Annotated in this window: 15 protein-coding genes, 1 pseudogene and 1 riboswitch; of the genes and pseudogenes, 5 read left to right on the top strand and 11 right to left on the bottom strand. The window is 31.3% G+C overall.

The genetic code is table 11. The features are described from left to right. Window positions 1–11 precede the first annotated feature (11 nt). A complete protein-coding gene (pulA, locus tag JG776_RS07160) occupies window positions 12–3,038 on the top strand; it encodes a type I pullulanase (RefSeq protein WP_291966078.1) in 3,027 nt (1,008 codons plus the stop codon). Between the two features lie 214 nt (window positions 3,039–3,252). Here the strand turns inward: pulA and JG776_RS07165 are convergent, their stop codons facing one another. Continuing rightward, window positions 3,253–4,122, bottom strand: coding sequence for a tRNA 2-thiocytidine biosynthesis TtcA family protein (locus JG776_RS07165; RefSeq protein WP_291966080.1), 870 nt, complete (start codon window positions 4,120–4,122; stop codon window positions 3,253–3,255). Between the two features lie 209 nt (window positions 4,123–4,331). Then, window positions 4,332–4,460: riboswitch (cyclic di-AMP (ydaO/yuaA leader) on the top strand. Here JG776_RS07165 and eam point away from each other — a divergent pair. Both eam and adhE read left to right on the top strand, forming a co-directional pair. Next, window positions 4,461–5,684 carry a glutamate 2,3-aminomutase gene (eam, locus tag JG776_RS07170; RefSeq protein ID WP_291966082.1) on the top strand — a complete coding sequence of 408 codons (1,224 nt, stop codon included), beginning with the start codon at window positions 4,461–4,463 and terminating at the stop codon, window positions 5,682–5,684. Window positions 5,685–5,932: 248 nt separating this feature from the next. Beyond that, a complete protein-coding gene (adhE, locus tag JG776_RS07175) occupies window positions 5,933–8,518 on the top strand; it encodes a bifunctional acetaldehyde-CoA/alcohol dehydrogenase (RefSeq protein ID WP_291966084.1) in 2,586 nt (861 codons plus the stop codon). 108 nt (window positions 8,519–8,626) lie between these two features. On the opposite strand, the gene treR is transcribed toward adhE, so the two are convergent. The 7 genes and pseudogenes from treR to JG776_RS07210 all read right to left on the bottom strand — a co-directional run bounded on the left by treR (window position 8,627) and on the right by JG776_RS07210 (window position 19,747). Continuing rightward, a complete protein-coding gene (treR, locus tag JG776_RS07180) occupies window positions 8,627–9,343 on the bottom strand; it encodes a trehalose operon repressor (protein ID WP_291966086.1) in 717 nt (238 codons plus the stop codon). A gap of 34 nt (window positions 9,344–9,377) precedes the next feature. Beyond that, on the bottom strand, window positions 9,378–11,024 hold the full coding sequence (gene treC, locus JG776_RS07185) for an alpha,alpha-phosphotrehalase (protein WP_291966089.1): 1,647 nt from the start codon (window positions 11,022–11,024) through the stop codon (window positions 9,378–9,380). 100 nt (window positions 11,025–11,124) lie between these two features. After that, the gene (treP, locus tag JG776_RS07190; protein ID WP_291966091.1) at window positions 11,125–12,546 is read right to left on the bottom strand and encodes a PTS system trehalose-specific EIIBC component; all 1,422 of its coding nucleotides are present in this window, start codon (window positions 12,544–12,546) and stop codon (window positions 11,125–11,127) included. A gap of 146 nt (window positions 12,547–12,692) precedes the next feature. Then, window positions 12,693–15,515 carry an SNF2-related protein gene (locus tag JG776_RS07195; RefSeq protein WP_291966094.1) on the bottom strand — a complete coding sequence of 941 codons (2,823 nt, stop codon included), beginning with the start codon at window positions 15,513–15,515 and terminating at the stop codon, window positions 12,693–12,695. 55 nt (window positions 15,516–15,570) lie between these two features. Next, a pseudogene (locus tag JG776_RS07200) lies at window positions 15,571–16,865 on the bottom strand (APC family permease). A gap of 2 nt (window positions 16,866–16,867) precedes the next feature. Further along, complete coding sequence (locus tag JG776_RS07205; protein ID WP_291966096.1) at window positions 16,868–17,596, bottom strand: gamma-glutamyl-gamma-aminobutyrate hydrolase family protein; 729 nt, start codon at window positions 17,594–17,596, stop codon at window positions 16,868–16,870. 165 nt (window positions 17,597–17,761) lie between these two features. Beyond that, on the bottom strand, window positions 17,762–19,747 hold the full coding sequence (locus tag JG776_RS07210; protein WP_291966098.1) for a sigma 54-interacting transcriptional regulator: 1,986 nt from the start codon (window positions 19,745–19,747) through the stop codon (window positions 17,762–17,764). A 275-nt stretch (window positions 19,748–20,022) separates the two neighbouring features. Here JG776_RS07210 and JG776_RS07215 point away from each other — a divergent pair, with 275 nt between their 5' ends. Next, window positions 20,023–21,204, top strand: a complete 1,182-nt coding sequence (locus JG776_RS07215) for a DHHA1 domain-containing protein (RefSeq protein ID WP_291966100.1) — start codon at window positions 20,023–20,025, stop codon at window positions 21,202–21,204. 38 nt (window positions 21,205–21,242) lie between these two features. On the opposite strand, the gene hcp is transcribed toward JG776_RS07215, so the two are convergent. From hcp to JG776_RS07230, 3 genes are all read right to left on the bottom strand, one after another. Further along, the gene (gene hcp / locus JG776_RS07220; protein ID WP_291966102.1) at window positions 21,243–22,883 is read right to left on the bottom strand and encodes a hydroxylamine reductase; all 1,641 of its coding nucleotides are present in this window, start codon (window positions 22,881–22,883) and stop codon (window positions 21,243–21,245) included. 144 nt (window positions 22,884–23,027) lie between these two features. After that, window positions 23,028–23,297 (bottom strand): acylphosphatase, encoded by a 270-nt coding sequence (locus JG776_RS07225; RefSeq protein WP_291966105.1) that lies wholly within the window; start codon window positions 23,295–23,297, stop codon window positions 23,028–23,030. A 53-nt stretch (window positions 23,298–23,350) separates the two neighbouring features. Then, complete coding sequence (locus tag JG776_RS07230; protein ID WP_291966106.1) at window positions 23,351–24,394, bottom strand: HD-GYP domain-containing protein; 1,044 nt, start codon at window positions 24,392–24,394, stop codon at window positions 23,351–23,353. Window positions 24,395–24,507: 113 nt separating this feature from the next. On the opposite strand from JG776_RS07230, the gene JG776_RS07235 reads away from it, so the two are divergent. Further along, window positions 24,508–26,469 (top strand): LTA synthase family protein, encoded by a 1,962-nt coding sequence (locus JG776_RS07235; RefSeq protein ID WP_291966108.1) that lies wholly within the window; start codon window positions 24,508–24,510, stop codon window positions 26,467–26,469. Window positions 26,470–26,736: the final 267 nt, after the last annotated feature.

Genomic DNA, 26,736 nt, shown 5'->3' on the forward strand with positions numbered 1-26,736 from the left:
GGGGAATCTTTATGACTAAAAAGAAATCACTTGCTGCGTTTACTTTGGTGGTTTTTATGCTTATCAATCTATTTTACTTTTTCCCGCCAAAGCAAACGTTTGCTCAAGGCAAAACAAAACTAATCATTCACTATGCTAAGGACCCAAATACCAATAAGGACTGGAACCTTTGGATTTGGCCTGCAGGAAAAGATGGTAAAAAATATGAGTTTACTAAAAAGGATAACTTTGGTCCCTATGCAGTTATAGAATTTGATGAAAGCTATGATAAGGTTGGGTTTATAGTAAGAACTGATGATTGGGAAAAGGATGTTGCAGAGGACAGATTTGTTGATAAGTTTAAGGATGGTGTAGCTGAAATATGGCTGCTTCCTGGAGATCCTGAAATTTATTATTCAAAGCCAGATAAGAAAAATTCTGCACCTGTTGAGCTGAAAGAAAAAACAAAGGTTACTGTTCATTACTATAGATACGATGGAAAATACGATGGATGGAATCTTTGGATTTGGCCTTTTGGTAAGCAGGGAAAAGGATACAATTTTACAGGCAAGGATAGCTTTGGAGTTGTTGGTACATTTGTTATTGATGATACCTTAGGCGTAGATAAACTTGGAATCATAACAAGAAGAAGTGAACCTAACAATGACTGGGCTGAAAAGGAATTTGGTGATAGATTTATAACTAAGTTTAAAGATGATGGTTCTGCTGAAATATGGTTAATGCAAGGAGATGAAAGGGTTCACTATTCTATGGATACACTTGATTTAACACATAAATTAGTTTCTGCATCAATTGATGGCATTAGCACTATAAATATTGAAGTTAACTTCCCATTTGAAATTAATGATACCCTAAAGTACAAGATAACTATTAAGGATAACGAAAAAACATATACAATTAAAGAGATAAAAGTTGACGAATCTACAAAGGTTGACAATAAAGCAAGAAGACTAAGTATAGTGCTTAATGAAAAATTAGCACTTGATAAAACAATTACAGTAGAATTTAAAGACTATGGAACAAAAACTGCAACCTTTGGTCAAATATTTAGCTCTAAGGAATTTGATGAACTTTACTTCTATTCAGGAAATGACCTTGGTGCAAACTACTCAAAGGAAAAAACGACCTTTAAGGTATGGGCACCAACTGCAAGTGAAGCAAAACTTGTTATCTACTCAAAATGGGATGATAAACAGGGTAAGGAACTTGCAATGAAAAAGGAAGAAAAGGGCGTATGGTCATATACATTAGATGGTGACCAAAACGGAACAATTTATACCTATAAGGTAAAAATAGGCGACAGCTGGAACGAAGCTGTTGACCCCTATGCAAAGAGCGTTACAGTAAATGGCGATAAGGGAGTTGTTATTGATTTATCAAGAACTAACCCTGAAAAATGGAATCCAAAATCTAAGCCACAATTTAAAAATCCTGTAGATGCTATAATCTGCGAACTTCACATAAGGGATTTATCAGTTCATCCAGATAGCGGAATTAAAAACAAAGGAAAGTTCTTAGGTTTAACAGAGACAGGAACTAAAACAAAGAAGGGAACACCTACTGGACTTGATTATATTAAAAGTTTAGGGGTAACCCATATAGAAATACTGCCAATGTTTGATTTTGCATCAATTGATGAAACTTCAACAAAACCTCAATTTAACTGGGGATATGATCCTAAAAACTACAATGCACCAGAGGGAAGCTACTCAACTGACCCATATAACCCAATGTCAAGAGTGTCTGAGCTTAAGACTATGGTTCAAACACTACACGACAATGGTTTAAGGGTAATTATGGATGTAGTTTACAACCATATGTACAGTGCTGAAGCTGCTAATTTTAACAAACTTGTACCAGGATACTTCTTTAGAACTGATGCATCAGGTAAACTCACAAATGGTTCTGGATGTGGAAATGATGTCGCTTCTGAAAGAAGTATGGCAAGAAAATTTATAGTTGAATCTGTTGTTTATTGGGCTAAGGAATATAACGTTGATGGATTCAGATTTGACCTAATGGGACTTTTAGATATTGAAACTATGAATACAATAAGAGCTGAACTTGATAAAATAGACCCATCTATTTTAATAATAGGAGAAGGTTGGAACCTCTCAACAGCACTTGATGACAGCCTAAAGGCAAACCAAAAGAATGCTGAAAAGATGCCAAGAATTGCCCATTTTAATGACACTATAAGAGATGGTATAAAGGGAAGCGTATTTAACCACAACGAACCTGGATTTGTTAATGGAAGTCGTTCTTCACAATTTAAAGTTATGTCTGGTATTGTAGGTGGAATAGATTATTCAAGTGGAATAAGCACTTGGGGTAATATTGAACCCGTTCAGTCTGTTGTTTACTGTGAAGCCCACGACAACAATACCCTATATGATAAACTAAAGTTTACTAATCCAAATGCATCTGAAGAAGAAATAAAAGCTATGCATAAGCTGGCTGGTGCAATTGTTCTAACTTCACAGGGAATTCCATTCCTACACGCAGGACAGGAATTTATGAGAACAAAACAAGGAAATGACAACAGTTACAATGCAAGCGACGAAATAAACAGACTCGATTGGGATAGAAAAGACCAAAACATTGATGTAGTTGAATATTATAAAGGATTAATAGAGCTTAGAAAAAATCACCCTGCCTTTAGAATGCCAACAGCTGAAATGATTAAAAAACATCTTGAATTTTTAGATACACCAACAAATGTTATCGCATATACTCTAAAGGACAATGCGAACGGAGATAAGTGGAAGAATATTGTAGTTGCCTTCAATGGAACTGAAAAAGAACAAAAGATTACTCTTCCAAGCCGTGGAAAATATTGTGTTGTTGTAAACGGACAAAAGGCAGGTGTTAAAACACTTGAAACTGTAAACGGTGGAACCCTTACACTTCCACCAAAGACAGCATATGTTCTATATGAAAAGACAACAAACTATACACTTGTTTTGTCAGCAATAATTCTTGTTGGAATGTTGGGATTTGTTGGATACCATATGTACAGCAAATTAAATAAGAGATGATTAATTTAGAGCCCTACTTTTGTAGGGCTCAAGCTGTTTAAAAAGTTATGTATTGATTAGCCCCATGAAGGATTTCTTAGGCATTCGTTCATTTCGCTAATCAATTCTAAGCTCACGAAATATGCCAATTCAAAATCCTTTCATGGGGCTTTTTCATACTTTAGCTAACAAACAGGTTTATCAACAATTTAAAAATTCACTATTAAACCTTATCCTATTCATTATAAAAATCTAAAAAGGAATATTCCTTATCTCCCTTTTTCCAGCCTAATATACAGTCCATATTTACATTTTTTGAAGCATTGAAAATAGATTTATCAACATCATTAAACTTCTTTTTCAATTCCTTTATAAGCTCTTTAATTTCGTATCTCTTATTTGCAATCTTTTCTGCTGCTACCATACAAGCACAGTTTATAGGCCATATACCATTTGCCTTTGTAAACTGTTCTATATGTCTCTCTTCTATATAATACATTGGACGAATTAACTCTATCCCCTCAAAGTTTTCTGACTTTAGCTTTGGCATCATTGTTTTGAAGTTACCAGAATACAAAACATTTAGCATAATAGTCTCTATAACATCATTAAAATGATGACCAAGTGCAAGCTTATTACATCCAAGTTCCTTTGCTTTTGAATATAGGGCACCTCTTCTCATTCTTGCACACATATAGCAGGGATAATCCTTTACTATTCTATCTGCAACTTCAAAAATTCCAGATTCAAATATTTTTATTGGTATATTTAAATAGTTGCAGTTGTCAATAAGAAGTGCTCTTATACTTTCGTGATATCCAGGATCCATTGCTATAAATTCAAGCTCAAAATTAATCTTACCGTGTCTTTTTAGCTCTTGAAAAAGCTTTGCCATAAGCATACTATCTTTTCCACCTGATACTGCAACAGCAACCTTATCCCCATCTTCAACAAGTTTAAATTCATCTATTGCCTTAACAAATTTAGTCCAAAGTTTATTTCTATATGTTTTAATTATACTTCTTTCTATATCCTTTAAAGGTTTCCTTTCACTAAAAGGAACTAATATGGGACAACCAGTTCCCGAAAGTTTATTTTCACTCATACATCATCTCTCCTTAATCTATTTTATACTCAAATATTATAATATATTCATAAACTTAAATACAAATATAATTTATATAGCATTGCAATATATAATTTGACATCTAAATATTTTTATATTATAATTTTAATAATGATTTTTATAATATTAATTACAAATTTGTATTTTATTGCACAATATTATCTCATATCTATAATTAAATATTGAGATAAATTTATTAGCTGAATTCCATTTTAAATGGATACGGGGGAACCATCTAGGGTGAATCAGTTTGTTTCTGTAGGGCACCTCCAGTCCGAACCCATAAGCTAACCTCGGAAGCTGAAAGGAGGATTTTTATGCAAAATTCAAAATCAAACATGCATACTAACTTTAATAATCTCAAATCTACAATTGATGATTATTTAAAAATTAAAGACACTATTAAAACAGCCCTTGAAGACAAAAAAGTTGTGGAACAACAAAAGCAAAAAATTTTAAAAATATTTGGTGCAACTGAAGAGGACTGGAATGACTATAAATGGCAACTCAGAAATAGGATTACTTCTTCTGAGATTTTAAAACATGTTATACCTTTAACTGACCAAGAAGCACAACAAATCGATGAAGTTGCTAAAAAGTACAGATTTGCTATTTCTCCTTACTATCTATCATTAATTAATCCTAACGATCCAAACTGCCCAATTAAGCTTCAATCAATTCCTAAGTTTGAAGAATTAGATGAATTTGGTGAACTTGATCCTATGGGTGAAGAGTTTACTACACCTGTTAACTCAGTTACACAAAGATATCCCGATAGAATGATAATAAATGTTACAAATATATGTGGAATGTTTTGTAGGTTTTGTCAAAGAAGACGTTTGATTGGAGAAACTGATAAACATACTTGTAAAGATGATATTAAAAATGCAATTGAATATGTAAAGCAAAATCCTCAAATTAGAGATATACTAATAACTGGTGGAGATTCACTTATGCTTTCAGATAGTGAATTGGAATGGATTTTAAAATCTCTACGTGAAATACCACATGTAGAAATAATTAGGCTTGGTAGTAGAGCTCCTGTTACTCTACCTCAAAGAATAACTCCACAGCTTGTTGATATGATTAAAAAATATCATCCAGTATATCTCAATACTCATTTTAATCATCCTAGAGAAATATCTGAAGAATCAAAAAGAGCTTGTGAATTGTTAGTAAATGCCGGTATTCCGTTAGGAAATCAAATGGTTCTTCTTAATAACATAAATAACGATAAATACGTTGTTCGAAAACTAAACCAATCACTATTAAAAATCAGAGTTAGGCCATATTATATTTTCCATCCTAAAAAAGTCAAAGGTACAAAACATTTTTGGGTTAATTTCCAAGAGGGATTGGAAATTATGGAAAGTTTACGTGGAAGAACATCAGGTATGGCTATACCAACTTATATAGTAAATGCTCCTAAAGGCGGAGGTAAAACCCCACTTTTACCTAATTATTTGTTGTATTTTGGAAAAGATAAAGTTGTATTTAGAAACTGGAAAAATGATGTATTTGAAATTGAAAATGACTTATAATATATTAAAAAATTAGATAGGATTTTTCCTATCTAATTTTTTTTATAAAACTATTGCAAAAATAAAAATTATAAACTATAATATGATTGTGAAATATATGACAATCTTTTTGTAATACGTGCACTTTTTAGTGCTCTTAATATTTGATTTAGTTTGTTAATATTTTAACTTTCAAGTATTAAGTACCCTTTTAACTATACTTCGACATTTCTTATGATGTTATTATTTTAACAAGTGAGGTGTTTTTTATGGCGGTAACAAACAGAGAGGAACTACTTCAAAAAATCTCTGAAATAAGAGAAGCTCAAAAGAAATTTGCAACCTATACACAAGAACAGGTTGACGAGATTTTCAGACAAGCAGCAATGGCTGCAAACAATGCAAGAATATATCTTGCAAAGATGGCTGTTGAAGAAACAGGAATGGGTATAGTAGAAGACAAGGTTATAAAGAACCACTTCGCATCAGAATACATCTACAACAAATACAAAGATGAAAAGACTTGTGGCGTTATTGAAAAGGATGAAACTATGGGACTTACAAAGATAGCAGAACCAATAGGAGTTATTGCTGCTATAGTTCCAACAACAAACCCAACATCAACAGCAATATTCAAGGCACTACTTGCTTTAAAGACAAGAAACGGTATAATATTCTCTCCTCACCCACGTGCTAAAAAATCAACTATAGAAGCTGCACGAATAATACTTGACGCTGCTGTTAAGGCTGGTGCTCCAAAGAATATTATAGGATGGATTGATGAACCATCTGTTGAACTTTCACAGCTTGTTATGGCAGAATCTGACTTAATTCTTGCAACTGGTGGCCCTGGAATGGTAAAGGCTGCATATTCTTCAGGAAAGCCTGCAATAGGGGTTGGTGCTGGTAATACACCTGCTATAATTGATGAGTATGCACATATTAAAATGGCGGTAAACTCAATACTTCTTTCAAAGAGCTTTGACAATGGTGTTATCTGTGCATCAGAACAATCTGTAATAGTACTTGATGAAGTATATGATGAAGTAAAAAATGAATTTATTGAAAGAGGAGCATATATCTTAAAGGGAGATGAGGTTGACAAGGTTAGAAAGATTCTTCTTGTTAACGGCTCAATAAACCCAAATATAGTTGGACAAAGCCCACAAAAGATAGGTGAAATGGCTGGTGTTAAGGTACCAGACAATGCAAGAATAATAATTGCTGAAGTTGATTCAGTTGAAATTGATGAACCATTCTCCTATGAAAAGTTATCTCCAGTTCTTGCAATGTATAGAGCTCATTCCTTTGATGAGGCACTTGATAAGGCAGTAACACTTGTTAAGCACGGCGGATTTGGTCATACTTCAGTTCTATACACAGATACAATAAAGTGCAAGGATAGAGTTGAAAAGTTCAGTATGGCAATGAAGACAGGAAGAACAATAATAAATATGCCTTCTTCACAAGGTGCAATTGGAGATATTTATAACTTCAGACTTGCTCCATCTCTAACTTTAGGCTGCGGTTCTTGGGGTGGAAACTCTGTTTCTGAAAATGTAGGAGTTAAGCATCTTCTAAACATTAAGAACGTAGCTGAGAGGAGAGAAAATATGCTTTGGTTTAGAGTACCAGAAAAGATATACTTCAAATATGGTTGTCTTCCTGTAGCACTACAAGAGCTAAAGGATATGGGCAAGAAAAGAGCATTCATAGTAACTGATAAGGTACTGTTTGATTTAGGATATGCTGAGAAGGTTACTAACGTGTTAGATAGTATAGGAATTGAAACAAGCGTATTCTTTGAAGTTGAACCAGATCCAACACTTGCTTGTGCTAAAAAGGGTGCTGATTTAATGAGAGCATTTAACCCAGACGTTATAATAGCACTTGGTGGTGGTTCACCAATGGATGCTGCAAAGATTATGTGGGTAATGTATGAACATCCAGAGGTTAGATTTGAAGATCTTGCAATGAGATTTATGGATATAAGAAAGAGAGTTTACAGATTCCCAGAACTTGGACAAAAGGCTATGATGGTGGCAATTCCAACATCAGCTGGTACAGGTTCAGAAGTTACTCCTTTTGCAGTTATAACTGATGAAAAGACTGGAATTAAGTATCCTCTTGCTGATTATGAATTAACTCCTGATATGGCAATTGTTGATACTGAACTTATGATGAATATGCCAAAGGGATTAACAGCAGCTTCAGGTATAGATGCTCTAACTCACGCAATAGAGGCTTATGTTTCAGTTCTTGCATCAGAATATACAAATGGACTTGCACTTGAGGCAATAAGATTGATATTTAAGTATCTACCTCTTGCATATAGTGAAGGCCCAACTAACCAAAAGGCAAGAGAAAAGATGGCACACGCTTCAACTATGGCTGGTATGGCATTTGCAAATGCTTTCCTTGGTGTATGCCACTCAATGGCACATAAACTTGGTGCAATGCATCATATACCACACGGTATAGCAAATGCTCTACTAATAAATGAAGTAATCAGATTTAATGCAGTAGATAATCCAAGAAAGCAGGCTGCATTCCCACAATATAAGTATCCAAACGCTAAGTGGAGATATGCAAGAATTGCAGATTACCTTGGACTTGGTGGAAAGACTGAAGAAGAAAAGGTAGAACTTCTAATTAAGGCTATAGATGAGCTTAAGGAAAAGCTAAATATACCAAAATCAATAAAGGAAGCTGGAGTTTCAGAAAAGAAATTCTATGCAACACTTGATGAAATGGCTGAACAAGCATTTGATGATCAATGTACAGGTGCAAACCCAAGATATCCATTAATTAGCGAAATTAAGGAAATGTATATAAATGCTTTTGAAGGCAGATAATAAGTAAATTCCATATAGTTTTCATTAGTTTACCCCTATCCTAATAGTTTATCCCCTTGCATTATTGATATATAATAAAGAGCTAACAGTTTTTATTCTGTTAGCTCTTTATTTATGCCTTCTTGCAAAATCAACAAATTTAAATTTATCTGGTCTATGCCTCGACTCTGTATACTGAAATAGAGTCATATCTTCTAAGTAAACATAGTTTTTTACGACAACAACAACGTCATATCCTTCTAAATCCAAATACTTTTTATCCTCATCGGTTGCATTTTTTACAACTATCTCCTTCTTTGCAAAGGATATTTTTAATCCCAACACCTCTTCAATGTATTGATATATTGAATTTTGGCATATTTCCTTTGTAAATCCATCAGCTACCCTTTTTAAAATGAAATCCTTATCAAGTATTATTCGTTTACCCTTTATTTTTCTTGCCCTAACTATCCTCCAAACCTCATCTTTTTCACTAATTTGAAGCTGTTTTTGAAGATATTTATCAGGCCTTATAACTTCAAGCTCCTCAACTATTGTTTGTACAGAACCACCCATTTTACTTGCAAGTTCTTTAAAACTTATAAGACCCGATATCTGAAAATCAAACTTATTTAAATCAAGAACAAAGGAACCCTTACCCTTAATCTTTTGTATATATCCATTCTGTTCAAGATGCAGTAGGGCCTTTCTTACAGTATCCCTTGATACATCGTACATCTGCATTAGTTCGTTTTCTGAAGGAAGTTTAGCATTAGGTTCATATTCTACCTTTTCTATTTTTTCCACAATGTCATTATATATTATTAGATATTTACTATTTTCCATTCTCATCACCAATGATATTGTAACACGCCTTACATTACTTTACAATATAGTAAACTACAGATTCATAGGGTCTCAAAGTTAAATTATACAAGTCTACTCCACTGTCTTTATAATTTGATAATAATATTTCTACTCTACCTTTAATGTCTATTTCTCCTTCTAAGTTAACCTTAGTAGGCTCTCCATAGAAGTTATTTACAGCTATGATTAGCTCATCTTTATACCTTCTTGCATAAGCAAATACTCTTTCGTGCTCTACACAAAGTGGAATATAGTCACCATATGCAACAACGTCATACTCTTTTCTTATTCTTATAAGTTCCCTGTAATGGCTTAAAATTGAATCCGCATCATTTATCTGAGCTTCAACATTTATTCCTTTAAAATTATTTGAAACTGATATCCAAGGTTGTCCATCTGTAAAACCAGCATTCTCACTATCATCCCACTGCATTGGAGTTCTTGAGTTGTCCCTTGACCTTTCCATTATTATCTTCATTACTTCTTCGTCATCCATTCCCTTTTCTTTTAGGATTCTATAATAGTTTATAGATTCAACATCCTTATAGTACTCTATTTTGTCAAAATATGGATTTGTCATACCTATTTCTTCACCTTGGTATATATATGGGGTTCCCCTTAACATATGAATTGAGGTTGCAAGCATCTTGGCCGATTCTTTATGATATTTTTTATCATCTCCAAATCTTGAAACAACTCTTGGTTGGTCGTGGTTACACCAAAACACTGCACTCCAGCCATTACCTTTCTGCATACCAGTTTGCCATTCATTAAATATCTTCTTTAGCTCTTTAAAATCAAAATCCATAAGAGCCCACTTATCACCATTTTTATAATCTACCTTTAAATGATGAAAATTAAATACCATTGAAAGTTCTTTTTCTTCTGGGTTTGTATATTTTATGCAGTTATCAATTGAAGTAGATGACATCTCTCCTACTGTAATTATATCATCATACCTACCAAATGTGTTTTGGTTAAGCTCCTTTAAATATTTATGAATGTTTGGGCCATCAGTATAAAATCTTCTTCCATCTCCTATTGAATCATCCTCAAATACTGCTGGTTTTGATATAAGATTTATAACATCAAATCTTAGTCCCTTTACTCCCTTTTGCAGCCAAAAGTTTACTATTTCATATACATTTTTTCTTACCTCTTCGTTATCCCAATTTAAATCCGCCTGGGTTACATCAAACAAGTGTAGGTAATATTCTCCAAACTTTTCTACGTATTCCCAAGCACTTCCTCCAAACTTAGACTGCCAGTTTGTTGGTTTTTCTTTAAATATATAAAAGCCTTTATACTTTTCATCACCCTGAAGAGCTCTTTTAAACCACTCGTGTTCTGTCGAAGTATGGTTTAAAACCATATCAAGCATTATACCAATATCCCTCTTTTGTGCTTCCGTAACTAAATTTTCAAAATCCTCCATTGTTCCAAATCTACTATCTATATTATAATAATCTGCAACATCATATCCATTATCCCTTTGGGGTGAAACATAAAAAGGAGTTAGCCATATATAGTCAACCCCTAAAAACTTTAAATAATCAAGTTTCTCAATAACACCTCTTAAATCTCCAAAACCATCTCCATTTGAGTCTTTAAAGGATTTTGGGTAAATTTGATATACAACACTCTTTTTAAAGTCCTTCATCTCGTCACTCCTATTCTTTAATTTTTTTTAACACAATTGGGCTGTTTTGAAAACAGCCCAATTGTGAGTTTTAAATTAGGGGAAAGTCTATTCAACATTATTACTTGTTATCCTTAACAAGAATATTATTCTTCTTAAACAGTACTGTAAGCATAAATGGAACTACAATTGCAATTAGCATTGCTATAAAGAACTTAAACATAAATTGTGGCTTTATTGAAAGGATTCCTGGAAGTCCTCCAACACCAATTGAGTTTGCTAAAACACCAGTTCCTACTGAAAATACTGCTGCAATTGATGAACCAATCATTGCTGCAAGGAATGGATATACATATTTTAAATTGATACCAAACATTGCGGGTTCAGTTACCCCAAGGTAGCAGGATATACAAGCTGGAATTGAAACTTGCTTTTCTTCTTCATCGTGCTTATTTAAATAGATAATTGCAAGTACTGCAGAACCTTGTGCTATATTAGATAGTGCAATCATTGGCCATAGGTTTGTTCCACCAAGTTCGCTCATTAATTGTAGGTCTATTGCATTTGTCATATGGTGGAGACCTGTTATAACAAGTGGAGCATAAGTAAATCCAAATATTGCTGCAAATAGCCATCCGAATGCTGATGTAAGTCCTGCATAAACAACCTTTGATATTGCTGAACCTATTGCCCATCCAAGAGGTCCTAATATTGTATGTGCAATTAGCACAGTTGGAACAAGTGCAAAGAATGGAACTACTATCATTGATATATATGAAGGAACTATATCTCTAAGCTTTGATTCAAAGAATGAAAGAGTAAATCCTGCTAGTATTGCTGGGATTACTTGGGCTTGGTAACCAATCATCTTAACTTGTGCAAAACCAAAGTTCCATACTGGTATTTCCTTTGCTGTTGCAACCGCATAGGCATTAAGTAGCTGTGGTGAAACAAGTGTTATACCAAGTACTATACCAAGTATTTGTGTTGTACCCATCTTCTTTGATATTGACCACGTTATACCAACTGGTAAGAAGAAGAATATTGCTTCACCTATAAGCCATAGGAAATGGTGAACTCCAGCCCAAAATTGTGATATTTCTGTTAAGCTCTTTGTTCCATTTTCAAACATCTTAATATCGCCTATTATATTTCTAAAACCAAGTATAAGACCTCCAACAACAATTGCTGGAATAAGTGGTGCAAATATTTCACCAAGATGTGATATAAGTCTTTGAATTAGACTCATATTTTGTCTTGCTGCCTTCTTTGCTTCTTCTTTGCTAACACCTTCGATGCCTGCATATCTAACAAACTCATTGTAGAAAACAGCAACTTCATTTCCAATGATTACTTGGAACTGTCCTGCTTGAGTGAAGGTTCCCTTAACAACCTTCATCGCATCAATCTTTTTTACATCTGCCTTCTTTGGATCATTTAAAACAAATCTCATTCTTGTTGCACAGTGGGATACTGCCGCTATGTTTTCTTTTCCTCCCACATACTCTAAAAGTTCTTTTACATCATTTGCAAATTTACTCACTTTTGTTCCCCTCCATCCTAACTTGTACGTACAACTTTATTTTCATTTATATAATATCATGTACGTACAAGTAAGGCAATATTTTTTTGAAAATTTTAAGAAAAATTAAATAAGAAAAGATAGGGTGATAAGCACCCTATCTTTTCTTATTTTAATATATCCAATATTTCTTTTTCAGATAATGAACTTATAAAAACTTCTCCTTCTTTTATTACAGAATCAATTAATTCTTTTTTCTTATTTTGTAAATCATATATTTTTTCTTCAATAGAATCCTTAGTTATCATTTTAAATACTTGTACAACTTTCTTTTGACCTATTCTATGTGCTCTATCGGATGCTTGTTCTTCAACAGCCGGATTCCACCAAGGATCTAAATGTATTACAGTATCTGCTGTTGTAAGATTTAAACCTGTCCCTCCTGCCTTTAATGAAAGAAGAAAAATATCTGTTTTTCCATTGTTAAACTCATCTACTATTACTTTTCTTTTAGAAACATCAGTAGAACCATCTAAATATGAATATTTTATCTTTTTCTCCTCAAGAATTTTCTTAGTTAAATCTAACAACGATGTGAATTGTGAAAATATTAAAACCTTATGGTTTCCTTCGATTAACTCTTCTAACAGTTCCTCAAGCTGATTAAATTTTCCACTATCCCCCTTATAATCCTCTAAAAAAATTGAAGGATGACAACATATCTGTCTAAGCCTTGTAAGAAGCTTTAATACCTGTATTTTATTTGATTCAAATTCACCATTTTTTATGAGCCTTTCTACATCTTCCCGAGCCTTTAAAAGATACGCTTTATAAAGTTCATTTTGTTTTTTTGTCATTTCACATATAAGCTTTGTTTCAATCTTTTCAGGTAATTCATTTAACACGTCAGATTTTTTTCTTCTTAAGATAAATGGAGCAATTGTCTTTTTTAAATACTCCAATGTATTTTTATCATTATACTTTAAAATAGGTTTTTCATATTTATCTAAAAATTCATTTTTTGAGTATAAAAGTCCAGGTAGTACAAAATCAAATATAGACCAAAGCTCACTTAAATTATTTTCCATTGGAGTTCCAGTTAACGCAAATCTTACTCTACTGTTTATCTTTTTTACACTTCTGGCATTTAATGATTCAGGATTTTTTATATGTTGTGCTTCATCTAATATACACATATCAAACTCATAGTTTTTATAAAACTCTATATCTCTTCTTATTAATGGATATGATGTTATTATTACATCGTTATTTTCTATTTCTGATATAAGTTCTTCTCGTTTTTTTCTATCACCTTCAACTATCAAAACCTTTACTTCAGGAGCAAACCTTTCAAATTCACTCTTCCAATTAAATAGCAGTGAAGATGGTGCAACAATTAAAAATTTCTTGTTTTTGTTTTCACTTAAAATTAATGTAATTGTTTGTAATGTTTTACCAAGCCCCATATCATCCGCAAGGATTCCACCTAAATCAAGGTTAGATAAAGTTTTTAACCATTTAAAACATATTACTTGATAATCTCTTAATATATTTTTCAATGATGCAGGAATTTCTATCATCTCTTCTTTTGCATTCTTTATTTTGCTTAAAAAAATATCAATTTCCTTTCTACCCTCTATATTTAAATGATCACCAAATTTATTTAAAAATGCTAATGCTCTATATTTTGGTATATCAATTTCATTTTCAATTATTTCACTATCTTCAAATTCGTTCAGTATCTTTTTTACTTCTTCTATATTCTTTTCTTCTAAAGAAATTATTTCTCCACTTTTTAACCTGTGATAATTTTTCTTCTCCTTTATTGACTTTAATACATTTACTATTTCTTTTTTATCTATATCACTTATTTCAAATTCAAATCCAATAAGATTACTCCCATTATTTTTTATCTTGGTACTAACTGATATACTTCTTTCTCTATAAATTCCTTTAACAGCATCTGTATAGAATATTTCTGCTAAATCTTTTAAGGCCGGCATTATATGTTTTAAAAACATATATAATCCACCTTCATCTTCTAATACCAAATAATTATTAACCTGCTTAAAGCCTGATTGTTCAAGTAAATTTAATACTTTACCCTCTGCTTCAAAATTTCTGATTATTAAAGAAGTATTTTCGTCACTTGTAAATGCCTTAATCTCTTTTTCTCCATATTTAAATATCACATCTAATTTTATTCCCTTTTTATATTTATCAATATAAATTAAAGTCTTTAAATCTTCTACAACAATTTTCTTGTTTAAATCCCCTTTTATAATTACATTATCACTTTTTATTATTTTAGGTAATTGTTTCAATAGTTCATTTTTTAAGGATCCACTAAACTCAATCATATTATTTTTATCCATCAAATCAGTAAAGGCTAAATCATCAATTGTCATTTCATTTTGTATAAAAACAGACATTGTATTCATAAGTGGTGTCAAATCGTGTTTTGATAATATCTGTGAACCAAGTATTCTTCCTGTATCCCTTTCATAAACCACTTTAAGTTTTGCCTTTTCATATGTTGGCATAAACTCTGGTCTATAATTGTCTTCTATTGTAACAGATTGTATATTTAGTCCATTTTGTTTTGCAACCTCTTCTATTAATCCCGTTGATGCAATATTATAATCATATATCTTAATACCCGATGTTACTTGAGTTCCTCTCCACTTAATTCTATTATCTACAAGATTTCTTGCAGCCAATGTTCCCATTCTTACTGCATTTGTTGCAAGCGGTATATATTCATATGACTTAGTAGGATTATACCAAACTGCTGCACAATCCCCTGCTGCAAAAACATCTTCCCTTGATGTTCTCATATATTCATCTACAATTATTGCCCCATTTGAAATCATATTAAGTTTACCTTTAAACATTTCAGTTGAAGGTTTAAATCCTACACATACAATAACAACATCTGCATCATATTCACCCTTATCAGTTATAACTTTTATAACTAAAAAAATCACCATATATAATATATTTATATATGGTGATTTTTATGTAGAAGTCTGGGGTGAAAATTATTTACATACCTTTAGCCACTCCAGTATTTCTATTTTGTACCCATTTTAAAACAAAATATAATGGTATTCCTATTATAAGTGCACCAAGTCCCCATAACATTTGTTCCTTTGTTGCTTTAGTTAGTAACCATATACTAACTATAACCGAAATTATTGGTAGTATGCTGCCAAAAGGCATATTATAAGTACTCTTCATACCACGTTTTCTAAATACTATTACAGAAAGACAAGTTGGAATATATTGTGCAAATCTTGATATAACAGATATCATAGCAAGTTGTGTAAATGTACCTGATACTGCAACAGGTATTGCAAGAAGAACAGTTATAATTACAGCTATATAAGGTACGTCGTGCTTATTTTTCTTTGCTATATAGTTTGGAAGTATTCCATCCTCTGCAAGTGCAACACCTGATCTTGGGGCATTAAATGAAGCTGCTATGTTTATACCTCCAATTGATAATAGGGTTGCAATTGCTACAAACTTTTCACCTAAACCTCCCATAAATACCTTTGCTGCATCAGCTACAGGTGTTGTACTTTCAGCAAGTGCTCCTCCTAAGATACCAACAGCAATAATTTGAACAAGAATATAGACAATTGATGCTAAAATCATAGTTGCTATAATTGCTCTTGGTATATTTTTTGTGGTTCATCCATATCTTCTGCTGCAACAGCAATTGATTCAAAACCTGTAAAGGCATAGAAGATTAGAATAGCAGCTGAACCTATAGTTGCACCGCTTGTCCCATTAGGAAACATAGGAGTAAAATTTCCACCTTTTATAAAGAATAAACCTATAATTACAAATAAAATGAGAGGCAATAATTTAGCGACTGTTACAATATTATTTAAATATTTTGTAGCTTTTACACCAGAAATATTAACTAATCCAAGTCCCACCAAAATTGTTGTTGCAATTAGATTCTTTGCAATGGGCGTTGATGCTGCTGGTATAAATTTGGATAATGCTGTTGCAAATCCTACTGCCATTGTTGCCCAAGCAATGATGCTTATTGCCCATTTCATTATTCCAACTTCAAAACCTACAAATTCTCCAAATGCTTCCCTTGCATATACATAGGGGCCTCCATTTTTATTAAAAAGACCACCAACTTCAGCAAAACATAACGCCATTGACATAACCAACAAAGTATCAAAAATATAAATCCATATACTTCCTGGTCCTATTATCTTCATAGCCTTACCTGGCAAAAGATATATTCCTGAACCAATAACACCATTAATACCTAATAAAACTATACTCCAAAAACCAAACTTTTTATTATCTCCCATAACTACTCCCTCCCTGCAAATTTAATGAATTCCTCAAACAGTTTTATCATATTTGATTTTGGATTTTGAACCATCATTTCTGGATGCCATTGAACTCCTACTACAAAATCTTTGCCTTCAAGTTCTATTGCTTCAACTATATTGTCATCTGAGAAGGCAACCGCCATAAGTCCTTGTCCTAACTTTTTAACACATTGGTGATGATATGAGTTTATAAAGGTCTTTTCACCAAATATTTCATATAGTTTTGAACCCTTATTAAAACTAACACTATGGGTTGGTGTACTTCTTTTTGCTGATTGTACGTGTTTAATATATGAACCTTCAACCTGCGATATATCCTGATATAAACTACCACCAAGTGCTACATTTAACATTTGCATACCCTTACATATACCTAAAATTGGTATATTTTTGTCCAATGCAAAATTTATGCTCTTAAGATAAAATTCATCTATTTCTGGATACGTATAGTCCTGATGTTTTGAAGGTTGTTCACCATAAAGTAGTGGATTTACATCAAATCCTCCTGATAATATTAGCCCATCTAATAAACTTATTTGTTTTGCAATAATTTCTTCCTCCAAATTCATAGGAACAATATAAGGTACTCCACCCACCTTAATTATTGCGTCAATATAATCGTAATTAACATATGCTCTCTCAATACCTGGCAATATTCCTCCTTCCATTATTAGTATATTTCCTAATACTCCGATTACTGGTCTCATCTTCAACGCCTCCTTTATATAAAAACAAGCAAATTTGATGCCAAATATAAAATTTCTAACTTTTTTGTAATTTGAATAATAAATTAGCCTCGTTATTCATTGTATAAAATTAATTTATATATTTTAGCCTCATTACAATCAAAAAGAAACGGGATAAAAATAGACCTATTTTATCCCGTTTCTTGTCCAATTTAAAAACATTCTACCCTTATTATTAATTTTCGTTCCACTTCTGCCTATATTTTTATTAATCATTCCTAAATCATTAATCAATTCTAATATTCCCCTTACTTCCCCTTCACCTATATACGATAATTTTTCACTTATACACCTTCTTCCAACGCCTTCACTTTTTTCTATACATTCAAGTACATCCAAAACCTTTTCAAGATTATAATTATTTTTTATAAAATCTAATTCCTTATCAAAGTTTAGTTCTGAGTTTAAAATATATTGTGGCAAATCCTTTAATGCAACCCCTTCAAATTCCATTGCATTTAAATAGATAGCAATATTTTTAAGTTCCCTTATATTGCCTGGCCATCTATAATTTAAAAGTAACTTCTCTACTTCATTTTCAAACTTTATATCTCTTTCAAGATAACATTTTAATAATGGCATTATATCTTCTCTTCTTTCCCTAAGCGGAGGTAAATTTATGGGTAATACATTTAGTCTAAAATACAAATCCTCTCTAAACAAACCCTGATCTACTAATTTTTTTAAATCTTTATTTGTAGCCGCAATAACCCTAACATTAACATTAATAATATTCTCTGAACCAACCCTCATTATCTGTTTCTCCTGAAGAACCCTTAAAAGCCTTGTCTGAAGCTTTAAAGGCATATCCCCTATTTCATCCAAAAAAATTGTACCATTATTTGCTATCTCAAAAAGACCAGTTTTTCCTTCCTTTAACGCCCCTGTAAATGCACCCTTTTCATATCCAAAAAGTTCACTTTCTAATAAATTTTCAGGCAGTGCAGCACAATTTACTGCAACAAATGGATAATTTGAACGATTACTATAATTATGAATAGACTGTGCCATCATCTCCTTGCCTGTACCACTCTCTCCTGTAATTAATACTGTATAATCGGATTTTGAAATTTTTTTAGCTATATCTATACATTCCTTCATCCTATTAGAATATGTTATAATCATATCAAAATTGTATTTTGCATAAAAACCCTTTTCTCGTATCTTTTTTGATATATTCTGTTCTATCCTTTTTATATTTGTAATATCTGCAAAGCTTATTATATATCCCGATTTGTAATTTAAATATTTAATAGGTTCCTTATTGACACTAAAAATTTGGTTTCTGTGCCTTATTATTTCACCCTTTATCTCATCCTTTTTAATTAAATTATCTATTTCTTCATTATTAAAAATTAAACTGCTACCTATTTTAAAGTTAAATAAATTATTAAAAGAACTGTTAGTTAAAACAACCTTTTCCTCATTATCAACAATAGCAATAGCATCCTGTATATGTTCAATTAGAACCTCCAATTGCTGCCCCTTTATAAATAAGTCCATATATTGTCTTTTTATGCCCATATCCTTGCTTACAATACCTTCAGAATACTTTATTAAATTTTCTTCTATCTCTTTATCTTTTATTTCTAAACAATTAAATATTTTTAAAAATGTTGCTATATCAATACACCTATGACCTACATCTATTGTAGTTTCAATAAAATCTGGCACCTTGTCACTCTCTCCTGGCGTTATTGCCACCTTTACATCTTCATAAACTTTATTATCCAAATAAGGTATTAGTTTTAAATGACTTATACCTATTCTATGAAGTAAGTTAACTGTTTCAATAGTAGTCTCTTTAGTATCATTAACTACTAAAACCTTTGTATCATTTGGGATTGCAGCAATTTTATAGATTTCTTTTTCTCTTAGTGTTCTTTCTATAACAATAATACAACTCTCTTTTGAAACAAATTTTTGAATTTCGTACGCCTTTTCATCTATCATAACTAAAATTACATTATCTTTTATCTTTTCTCCTTCCTTCATTTCATATAAATAATAGTTATTTATATCAATCTTATTAGCAAAAACTTCATTTAAGTTTTCACGTAAAAACTCAGATAGCGGGCCTTTTCTATTTGTAACAAGTGCAATACTCTTCAAACCTATCCCTCCTTAAGTGCAGGTAAAATATAATAAAGCTATATTAAAAAAAATTTTTTCATTTGTAATTTATTTTTGTTATCGAAAACTTTTAAAAAAAGTAAAGCATTAACTTTATTTTCTTATAAAGAAAATCGAATTATTTGTTTAAAATAACATTTAACAATTTTCTAAAAAAAGTTATAATATACATAATATTTATATAATGTTTTGTATAAAATTGGATAATGTCACAATTCACCTGGGTGGCACTTTTGAGAAAAGGGGAGGATATAATGCAAAAACTATATTATGAAAATCCATATATTTTTGAATGGGAGGCTGAAATAATAAGCCAAAGGGAAAAGGATAATTTTTATATTGTTGAACTCTCTACCACATCCTTTTATCCAGAAGGTGGTGGACAGCCAAGGGACTATGGAACAATCGATGGGATTGAGGTTGTTGATTTATTTGAAGAAAATGATACAATCTGCCACGTTGTTAACAAAAAGATTGAAAAGGATACTGTAAAGTGCAAAATTGATTTTGAAAGAAGGTTTGACCATATGCAAAACCATACTGGTCAGCATCTTCTATCCTCTATTTTTATAGAACTTTATGATGCTCCAACTAATAGTTTTCACTTAGGAGATGATTATGTAAGCATTGATGTAGGTTTAGAAAATATAACAGATGAAATGGTTAAAAGGGTTGAAGATAGAGTAAATGAGCTGATTTTTAAAAATATACAAGTAAAATCCTATATAGTAGATTTTAATGAGGCTAAAAAATTGCCTTTAAGAAAACTTCCACCTACAGATGTTGATATAAGAATTGTTGAAATAGAAGGAATAGACTTCTCTCCCTGCTGTGGTACCCACGTTAAAAGCCTTGGAGAAATTGGAATGGTTAAAATATTAAAAACAGAAAAATATAAGAATATGACAAGAGTGTATTTTAAATGTGGCAGAAGGCTACTTAAGGATTTTCAGGAAAAAAATTTAATAATAAATAATTTAAGTAAAAAACTATCAGTTCCTCAAAATGAAATTTTAATTAAGGTTGATTCAATGCAAAATGAAATAAAAAAATTATCAAAGGAACTTAATCTACAAAAGGAAATAAACTCAGAATACATTGCAAAGGACTTAATAGATAAATATGATGAATATATAATAACAAAAATATTCGAAGATAAAACATTTGATGAAATACAAATGATAGGAAATAAAGCCTCTTTATTATGTGATAAAATATTTATCTTATCATCTATACCAGATAAAAAGATTATACTTACACATAGTGGAAAACTAAAATTAAATTGCGGCCAAATTTTCAAGGAAATCTTACCAAATTTTAATGGTAGAGGTGGAGGAGGATCAAAATTTGCTCAAGGAATTTTCGAAGATATGACCGATATCAATAATTTTATTGAAAAATTAATAGAAAAAATAAAAAAGCAATCTTTAACTTAAAAAGGACAGTAGGTTTTCCTACTGTCCTTTTACATCTATTATCCAATCATCATCTTTATATCATCATCTACGTTTGTTATTCCACCAATACCAAAGTTTTCAACAAGAACCTTTGCAACATTTGGTGATAGAAATGCTGGTAGTGTTGGTCCTAAGTGAATATTCTTAACTCCAAGGTATAATAGAGCTAAAAGTACAGTTACTGCCTTTTGTTCATACCAAGCAATATTATATACAATTGGCAATTCATTTATGTCATTTAATTCAAATACTTCCTTAAGCTTTAGTGCAATTACTGCAAGTGAATATGAATCGTTGCATTGCCCCGCATCTAAAACTCTTGGTATTCCTCCTATATCCCCAAGTTCAAGCTTGTTATATCTATATTTTGCACATCCTGCTGTTAAAATTACAGTGTCCTTTGGAAGCTTCTTTGCAAATTCTGTGTAGTATTCTCTTGACTTCATTCTTCCATCACAGCCAGCCATAACAACAAATTTTCTAATTGCACCACTCTTTACTGCTTCAACAACCTTATCAGCAAGCTGTAACACTTGGTTGTGGGCAAATCCTCCGATTATTTCACCTTCTTCTATTTGTACAGGTGGCTTACATCTCTTCGCGTGTTCTATAATTTCACTAAAGTCTTTATTGCCATTTTCATCTTCCTTAATGTGCCTTACACCTGGGAATCCTACAACACCTGTTGTATATAATCTATCCTTATATGAATCCTTTGGTGGTACTAAGCAGTTTGTTGTCATTAGAATTGGTCCATTGAATAATTCAAACTCCTTATCTTGTAACCACCAAGCATTTCCGTAGTTTCCTACAAAGTGTTCATACTTCTTAAATGCCGGATAGTAATGGGCTGGAAGCATCTCTCCGTGTGTATAAACATCTACACCTGTTCCCTTTGTTTGTTCAAGTAGCTGTTCTAAATCTTTTAAATCGTGTCCACTTATTAGTATTGCTGGATTGTTTCTAACACCTATATTTACCTTTGTAATCTCTGGATTACCATAGGTTGATGTATTAGCCTTGTCAAGGAGTGCCATAACATCAACAGCATACTTTCCTGTTTCAAGTGCAAGTGAAACAAGTTCATCTGCACCAAGTGTATCATCTAAAGTTGAAGCAAGTGCCCTTTGCATAAATTTAAATATTTCCTTATCAACGTGTTTTAAAACATAGGCGTGGTTTGCATACGCTGCCATCCCCTTAACACCATAAGTTATTAATTCTCTTAAGGATCTTATATCTTCATTTTCCGTTTTTAATATTGAAACTTCCTCTGCCTTCTTTTGTACATCTTCAATTGAAACTACAAAATTTGCTGCATCGTGAGACAAACTTGTTACATCTATTCCTTTATTCTTAAGTTCATTCTTCATATCTTCTCTAATTTTTATACCTTCTAATACTCTTTCATATATAACTTTGTCGTCAAAATTTACATTGGTAATAGTTACAAACAAACTCTCCATTATAAACTTATCTACATCATCTCTTTGTATACCATTTTCCTTTGCTGAAAGGTTTACCATTGATAAACCCTTTAATGTATACATAAGTAGGTCTTGGCTCTTTGCAACTATATCATTCTTACCACATACACCTCTTAAGTTACATCCCTTTCCGCCTGCAGCCTCCTGACATTGATAACAGAACATACTCATCTAAATCCCTCCTAAAATTTATTTATGTCTTAATTATACTTGCTATATTTTGGGGATTCAGTGATTTATATCACATAAATAAATTTTTATATGTTTATTATAAAAAAGCACCGTAAATTACGGTGCTAATAAACAAAAATACTATTAGTAAAGTATCTTAAATTTTTTATCTCCTTTTACATCTACTTGTTCTTTTTCAATATCATCAATCCTTGAAAATCCATTACCCTTTAATACTATATCTAAAAATTTATGTATTATTTGCTCTTCTCCCTCAACTTCTGCCTCAACTGATCCATCATCTAAATTTTTAACATAACCACTTAATCCTAAAGTATATGCTTTTGTATAAACAAAATACCTAAATCCAACTCCCTGAACTCTACCATAAAATTTAAATCTATACCTCTTCATAGAAACACCCCATACAAAAATTGGATAATTTCACATTTCACGTAGGTGGCACTTTAGTTGAGTAAAGAAACTATTCTTAAGTCCCTTCTATTCATTAAATCTATTAACTCATCTCCAACCTTTACAATTGGATATGCAACATTTTGTGGTGTAATATAAACAATTTCACCTTCTCGTCCATTACTTAAAACTACCTGCATTCCTATATAATAACTTGCAATATTATGTAAAAAGGTCAACAATATTTTTGTATCAAACTTAGTATATCCCTCTAATTCAATTATCTTAAAGGCATCAAAGGGAGTCATTCTACCCTTATAAACCCTCTCTTGAGTTAATGCATCATATACATCACAGATTGAAATAATCTTTGCAAATAAATTTATCTTATCACCCTTTATTTTTAGAGGATACCCTGTTCCATCTTCATTTTCGTGATGCATTAGTATTCCCTTTAATACTTCAAGGCTAATGCGAGTATCCTTCTTTGCTATTTCGTAACCATACTGTGCGTGCTTTTTCATTATTTCAAATTCTTTTTGAGTAAGTTGACCCTTTTTATTTAATATTTCTTCTGGTATTTTAGCCTTTCCTAAATCGTGCATAACTGCCGCCTTTGTTAATTCTGTTATTACATCTTCTTTAAGTCCAAGCCATTTTCCAAGAAGCATACTGTAAAAGGCCACATTTAGACTATGATTATATGTATATTCATCATAGGCTTTAAATGTTGATAAAAACTTAATCACATTATCCTTATTTTCCATTTCTAATTTTATATCCTCTGCTATATTTGATATAACTCCATAGTCAAGCTTTTTACCTAAAGCTAAATCCCCTATTATATTTTTAACTGTATCTACATTTTTTGAATATTCCTTGCTTAAATTTTCAAAGGCAATATTTGATCTATCTAAATTTTCACTTTCAGAATAAATATGTATATTATTTATCCCTAAATTTCTTAGTTTGTTTATTATAAACTCATTTAAAACTGTTCCCTCTGTAACAATTACTGCTCCTGTTTCAGTAATTACATCTAATGCAACTTTGTCACCAATGCAACAATCATCAATCTTGATTAATCTTTTTTTCAATATACCAAACCCCTTTAAATTGAAAATATATGTAAGATAATTATAACATAAATTTTTATAATATATATATTTTTTTGTAATTTTAATTTATAATCATTTTAGGGGGGATTATAATGAATGGTGTAAATTTTGTAAAAAATCTATCGTATTATATATGTTCATTTTTATTTCTTGAAATTTTGTTTAAAATACTTACAAATATTCATTCCTTCAATTCTCTTTTTATTTATACAATTATGTTTTGTATTACTATCTCGGTATTTTTTTGTCTTATATCTAATTTATTTAACGAAAAAACTAATTATATTATTTCCAAAATAATAGTTTTTATATTTTGCCTAATATTTGCAAGCCAATTTATATATTTTAAGATATTTAAAACATTTTATACATTATATTCTGCTGCAAACGCATCCCAAGTAATTGAATTTTGGAGAGATATATTTTTTATATTAGGCAAAAATATACATTTTATCTTATTATTCTTTGTTCCTTTATTTGTTTTGATTTTCTTTAAAAAGTATATTATATCATCTAATAAACTGTCTAAATTAGAAGTAGTATTTTTAATATTGTTATTCTTTTTATCACAAATAATAAACTCTTTATATATCTATGCCTCTAAAGAAAGAAGAGAATTATTGCTTGAACTTAAAAACAACACTAATTCATCAACAGTCACAGCTCACAAATTAGGATTACTTGCTTCAGTTAATATGGATATAAAAAAATTTATTTTTAATAATAAAGCAAAATCTAAATCAATAGAAACGATAAGTCAAAAATTAGAAGAGGAAGAAAACGTACAAAAAACAAAAAACGAAGAGAAAGAAGAAAAAAAAGTTGAATACAATATGATGAATATTAATTTTGATGAGTTAATTTCAAAAGAAAAAAATGCAACATTAAAGAAAATGCATTCATACTTTAAGAATGTATCTCCAACAGAAAAAAACGATTATACAGGTAAATACAAGGGGTATAATCTCATATTTATTACTGCTGAAAGTCTTTCTCCTTATGCTGTAAACAAGGATTTAACTCCAACTTTATATAAGCTCGTAAATGAAGGATATAGGTTCACTGACTTCTACAATCCTATTTGGGGTGTAAGTACAACTGATGGTGAATACGTTGCCTGTACAGGACTTATTCCTAAAGCTGGAGTTTGGAGTTTTAAAGAATCCTCTAAAAACTATTTACCATTTGTAATGGGAAATCAATTTAAAAAGCTTGGTTTTAAAACATTAGCATACCACAACCATACATATACATACTATAAAAGAAATCTATCCCATCCTAATATGGGATACATATATAAAGGAGTTGGCAATGGGCTTGATGTAAAAAAATCTTGGCCTGAGTCCGACCTCGAAATGATGGAAAAAACAATTCCAGAATATATAAATAGTGAGCCCTTTCACGTTTACTATATGACCGTTAGTGGACATTTACGCTATTCCTTTTCTGGAAATGCAATGTCTTTAAAAAACAAAAAATATGTAGAAAATTTAAATCTCTCTGATGAAGCAAAGGCATATATAGCCGCTCAAATAGAATTAGATAGAGCCTTAGAATATCTTTTAAACAAACTTGAAGAAAAAGATTTATTAAAAAGAACTTTAATTGTAATAAGCCCAGACCACTATCCATATGGTTTAAGTAAAGAAACAATAGACGAACTTGCTGGTCATAGGATTGAGAAAAATTTTGAACTTTATAAAAGTACCCTTATAATATATACCAAAAATATTGAACCTAAAGTTATAGACAAGCCCTGTTCAAGTCTTGATATTATACCAACAATATCAAACCTTTTAGGTTTAGAGTATGATTCAAGACTTTTAATGGGAACTGATATATTTTCAAACTCTGAACCTCTCGTTATATTCCAAAATAAAAGCTTCATAACTGATAAAGGTAAGTATGATTCAATACAGAATAAATTTATACCTAATGAGGGTGTCAATGTAGATGATAATTATATAAAAAGAATTAAAAATATGGTTGATATTAAATTTTTCTTATCAGAAAAAATACTTGAACTTGATTATTATAGAAAATTATTTAATTAATAAAGGTCGGGCTAATACCCGACCTTCAGATTGTTGACAAACATGTTTGATAGCTAAAATATGAAAAGCCCCATGAAAGGATTTCAAAATAGCATATTTCATGAGCTTTAGCAATTATTGCTTTTCGACTTTGAAAAAGTCCGTAATTCGGCACAGGACGTGCCGAGGCGAGCGGCCATCAGGACGATGGCATCGCGAGGGTAGGACTTTTTCAAACAAAGAAAAGCTTAGAATTGCTTAGCGAAATGAATCGATGCCCAAGAAATC

This window comes from Caloramator sp. (assembly GCF_020054765.1).
Classification (GTDB): domain Bacteria; phylum Bacillota; class Clostridia; order Clostridiales; family Caloramatoraceae; genus Thermobrachium; species Thermobrachium proteoclasticum.

Coding starts and splice junctions, on each gene's coding strand:
- treR (WP_291966086.1), bottom strand. CDS start 9,343: ATGGAAAATAGTAAATATCTAATAATATATAATGACATTGTGGAAAAA.
- JG776_RS07235 (WP_291966108.1), top strand. CDS start 24,508: ATGAATGGTGTAAATTTTGTAAAAAATCTATCGTATTATATATGTTCA.
- JG776_RS07195 (WP_291966094.1), bottom strand. CDS start 15,515: ATGGTGATTTTTTTAGTTATAAAAGTTATAACTGATAAGGGTGAATAT.
- pulA (WP_291966078.1), top strand. CDS start 12: ATGACTAAAAAGAAATCACTTGCTGCGTTTACTTTGGTGGTTTTTATG.
- hcp (WP_291966102.1), bottom strand. CDS start 22,883: ATGAGTATGTTCTGTTATCAATGTCAGGAGGCTGCAGGCGGAAAGGGA.
- adhE (WP_291966084.1), top strand. CDS start 5,933: ATGGCGGTAACAAACAGAGAGGAACTACTTCAAAAAATCTCTGAAATA.
- JG776_RS07165 (WP_291966080.1), bottom strand. CDS start 4,122: ATGAGTGAAAATAAACTTTCGGGAACTGGTTGTCCCATATTAGTTCCT.
- JG776_RS07205 (WP_291966096.1), bottom strand. CDS start 17,596: ATGAGACCAGTAATCGGAGTATTAGGAAATATACTAATAATGGAAGGA.
- eam (WP_291966082.1), top strand. CDS start 4,461: ATGCAAAATTCAAAATCAAACATGCATACTAACTTTAATAATCTCAAA.
- JG776_RS07215 (WP_291966100.1), top strand. CDS start 20,023: ATGCAAAAACTATATTATGAAAATCCATATATTTTTGAATGGGAGGCT.
- treC (WP_291966089.1), bottom strand. CDS start 11,024: ATGAAGGACTTTAAAAAGAGTGTTGTATATCAAATTTACCCAAAATCC.
- JG776_RS07225 (WP_291966105.1), bottom strand. CDS start 23,297: ATGAAGAGGTATAGATTTAAATTTTATGGTAGAGTTCAGGGAGTTGGA.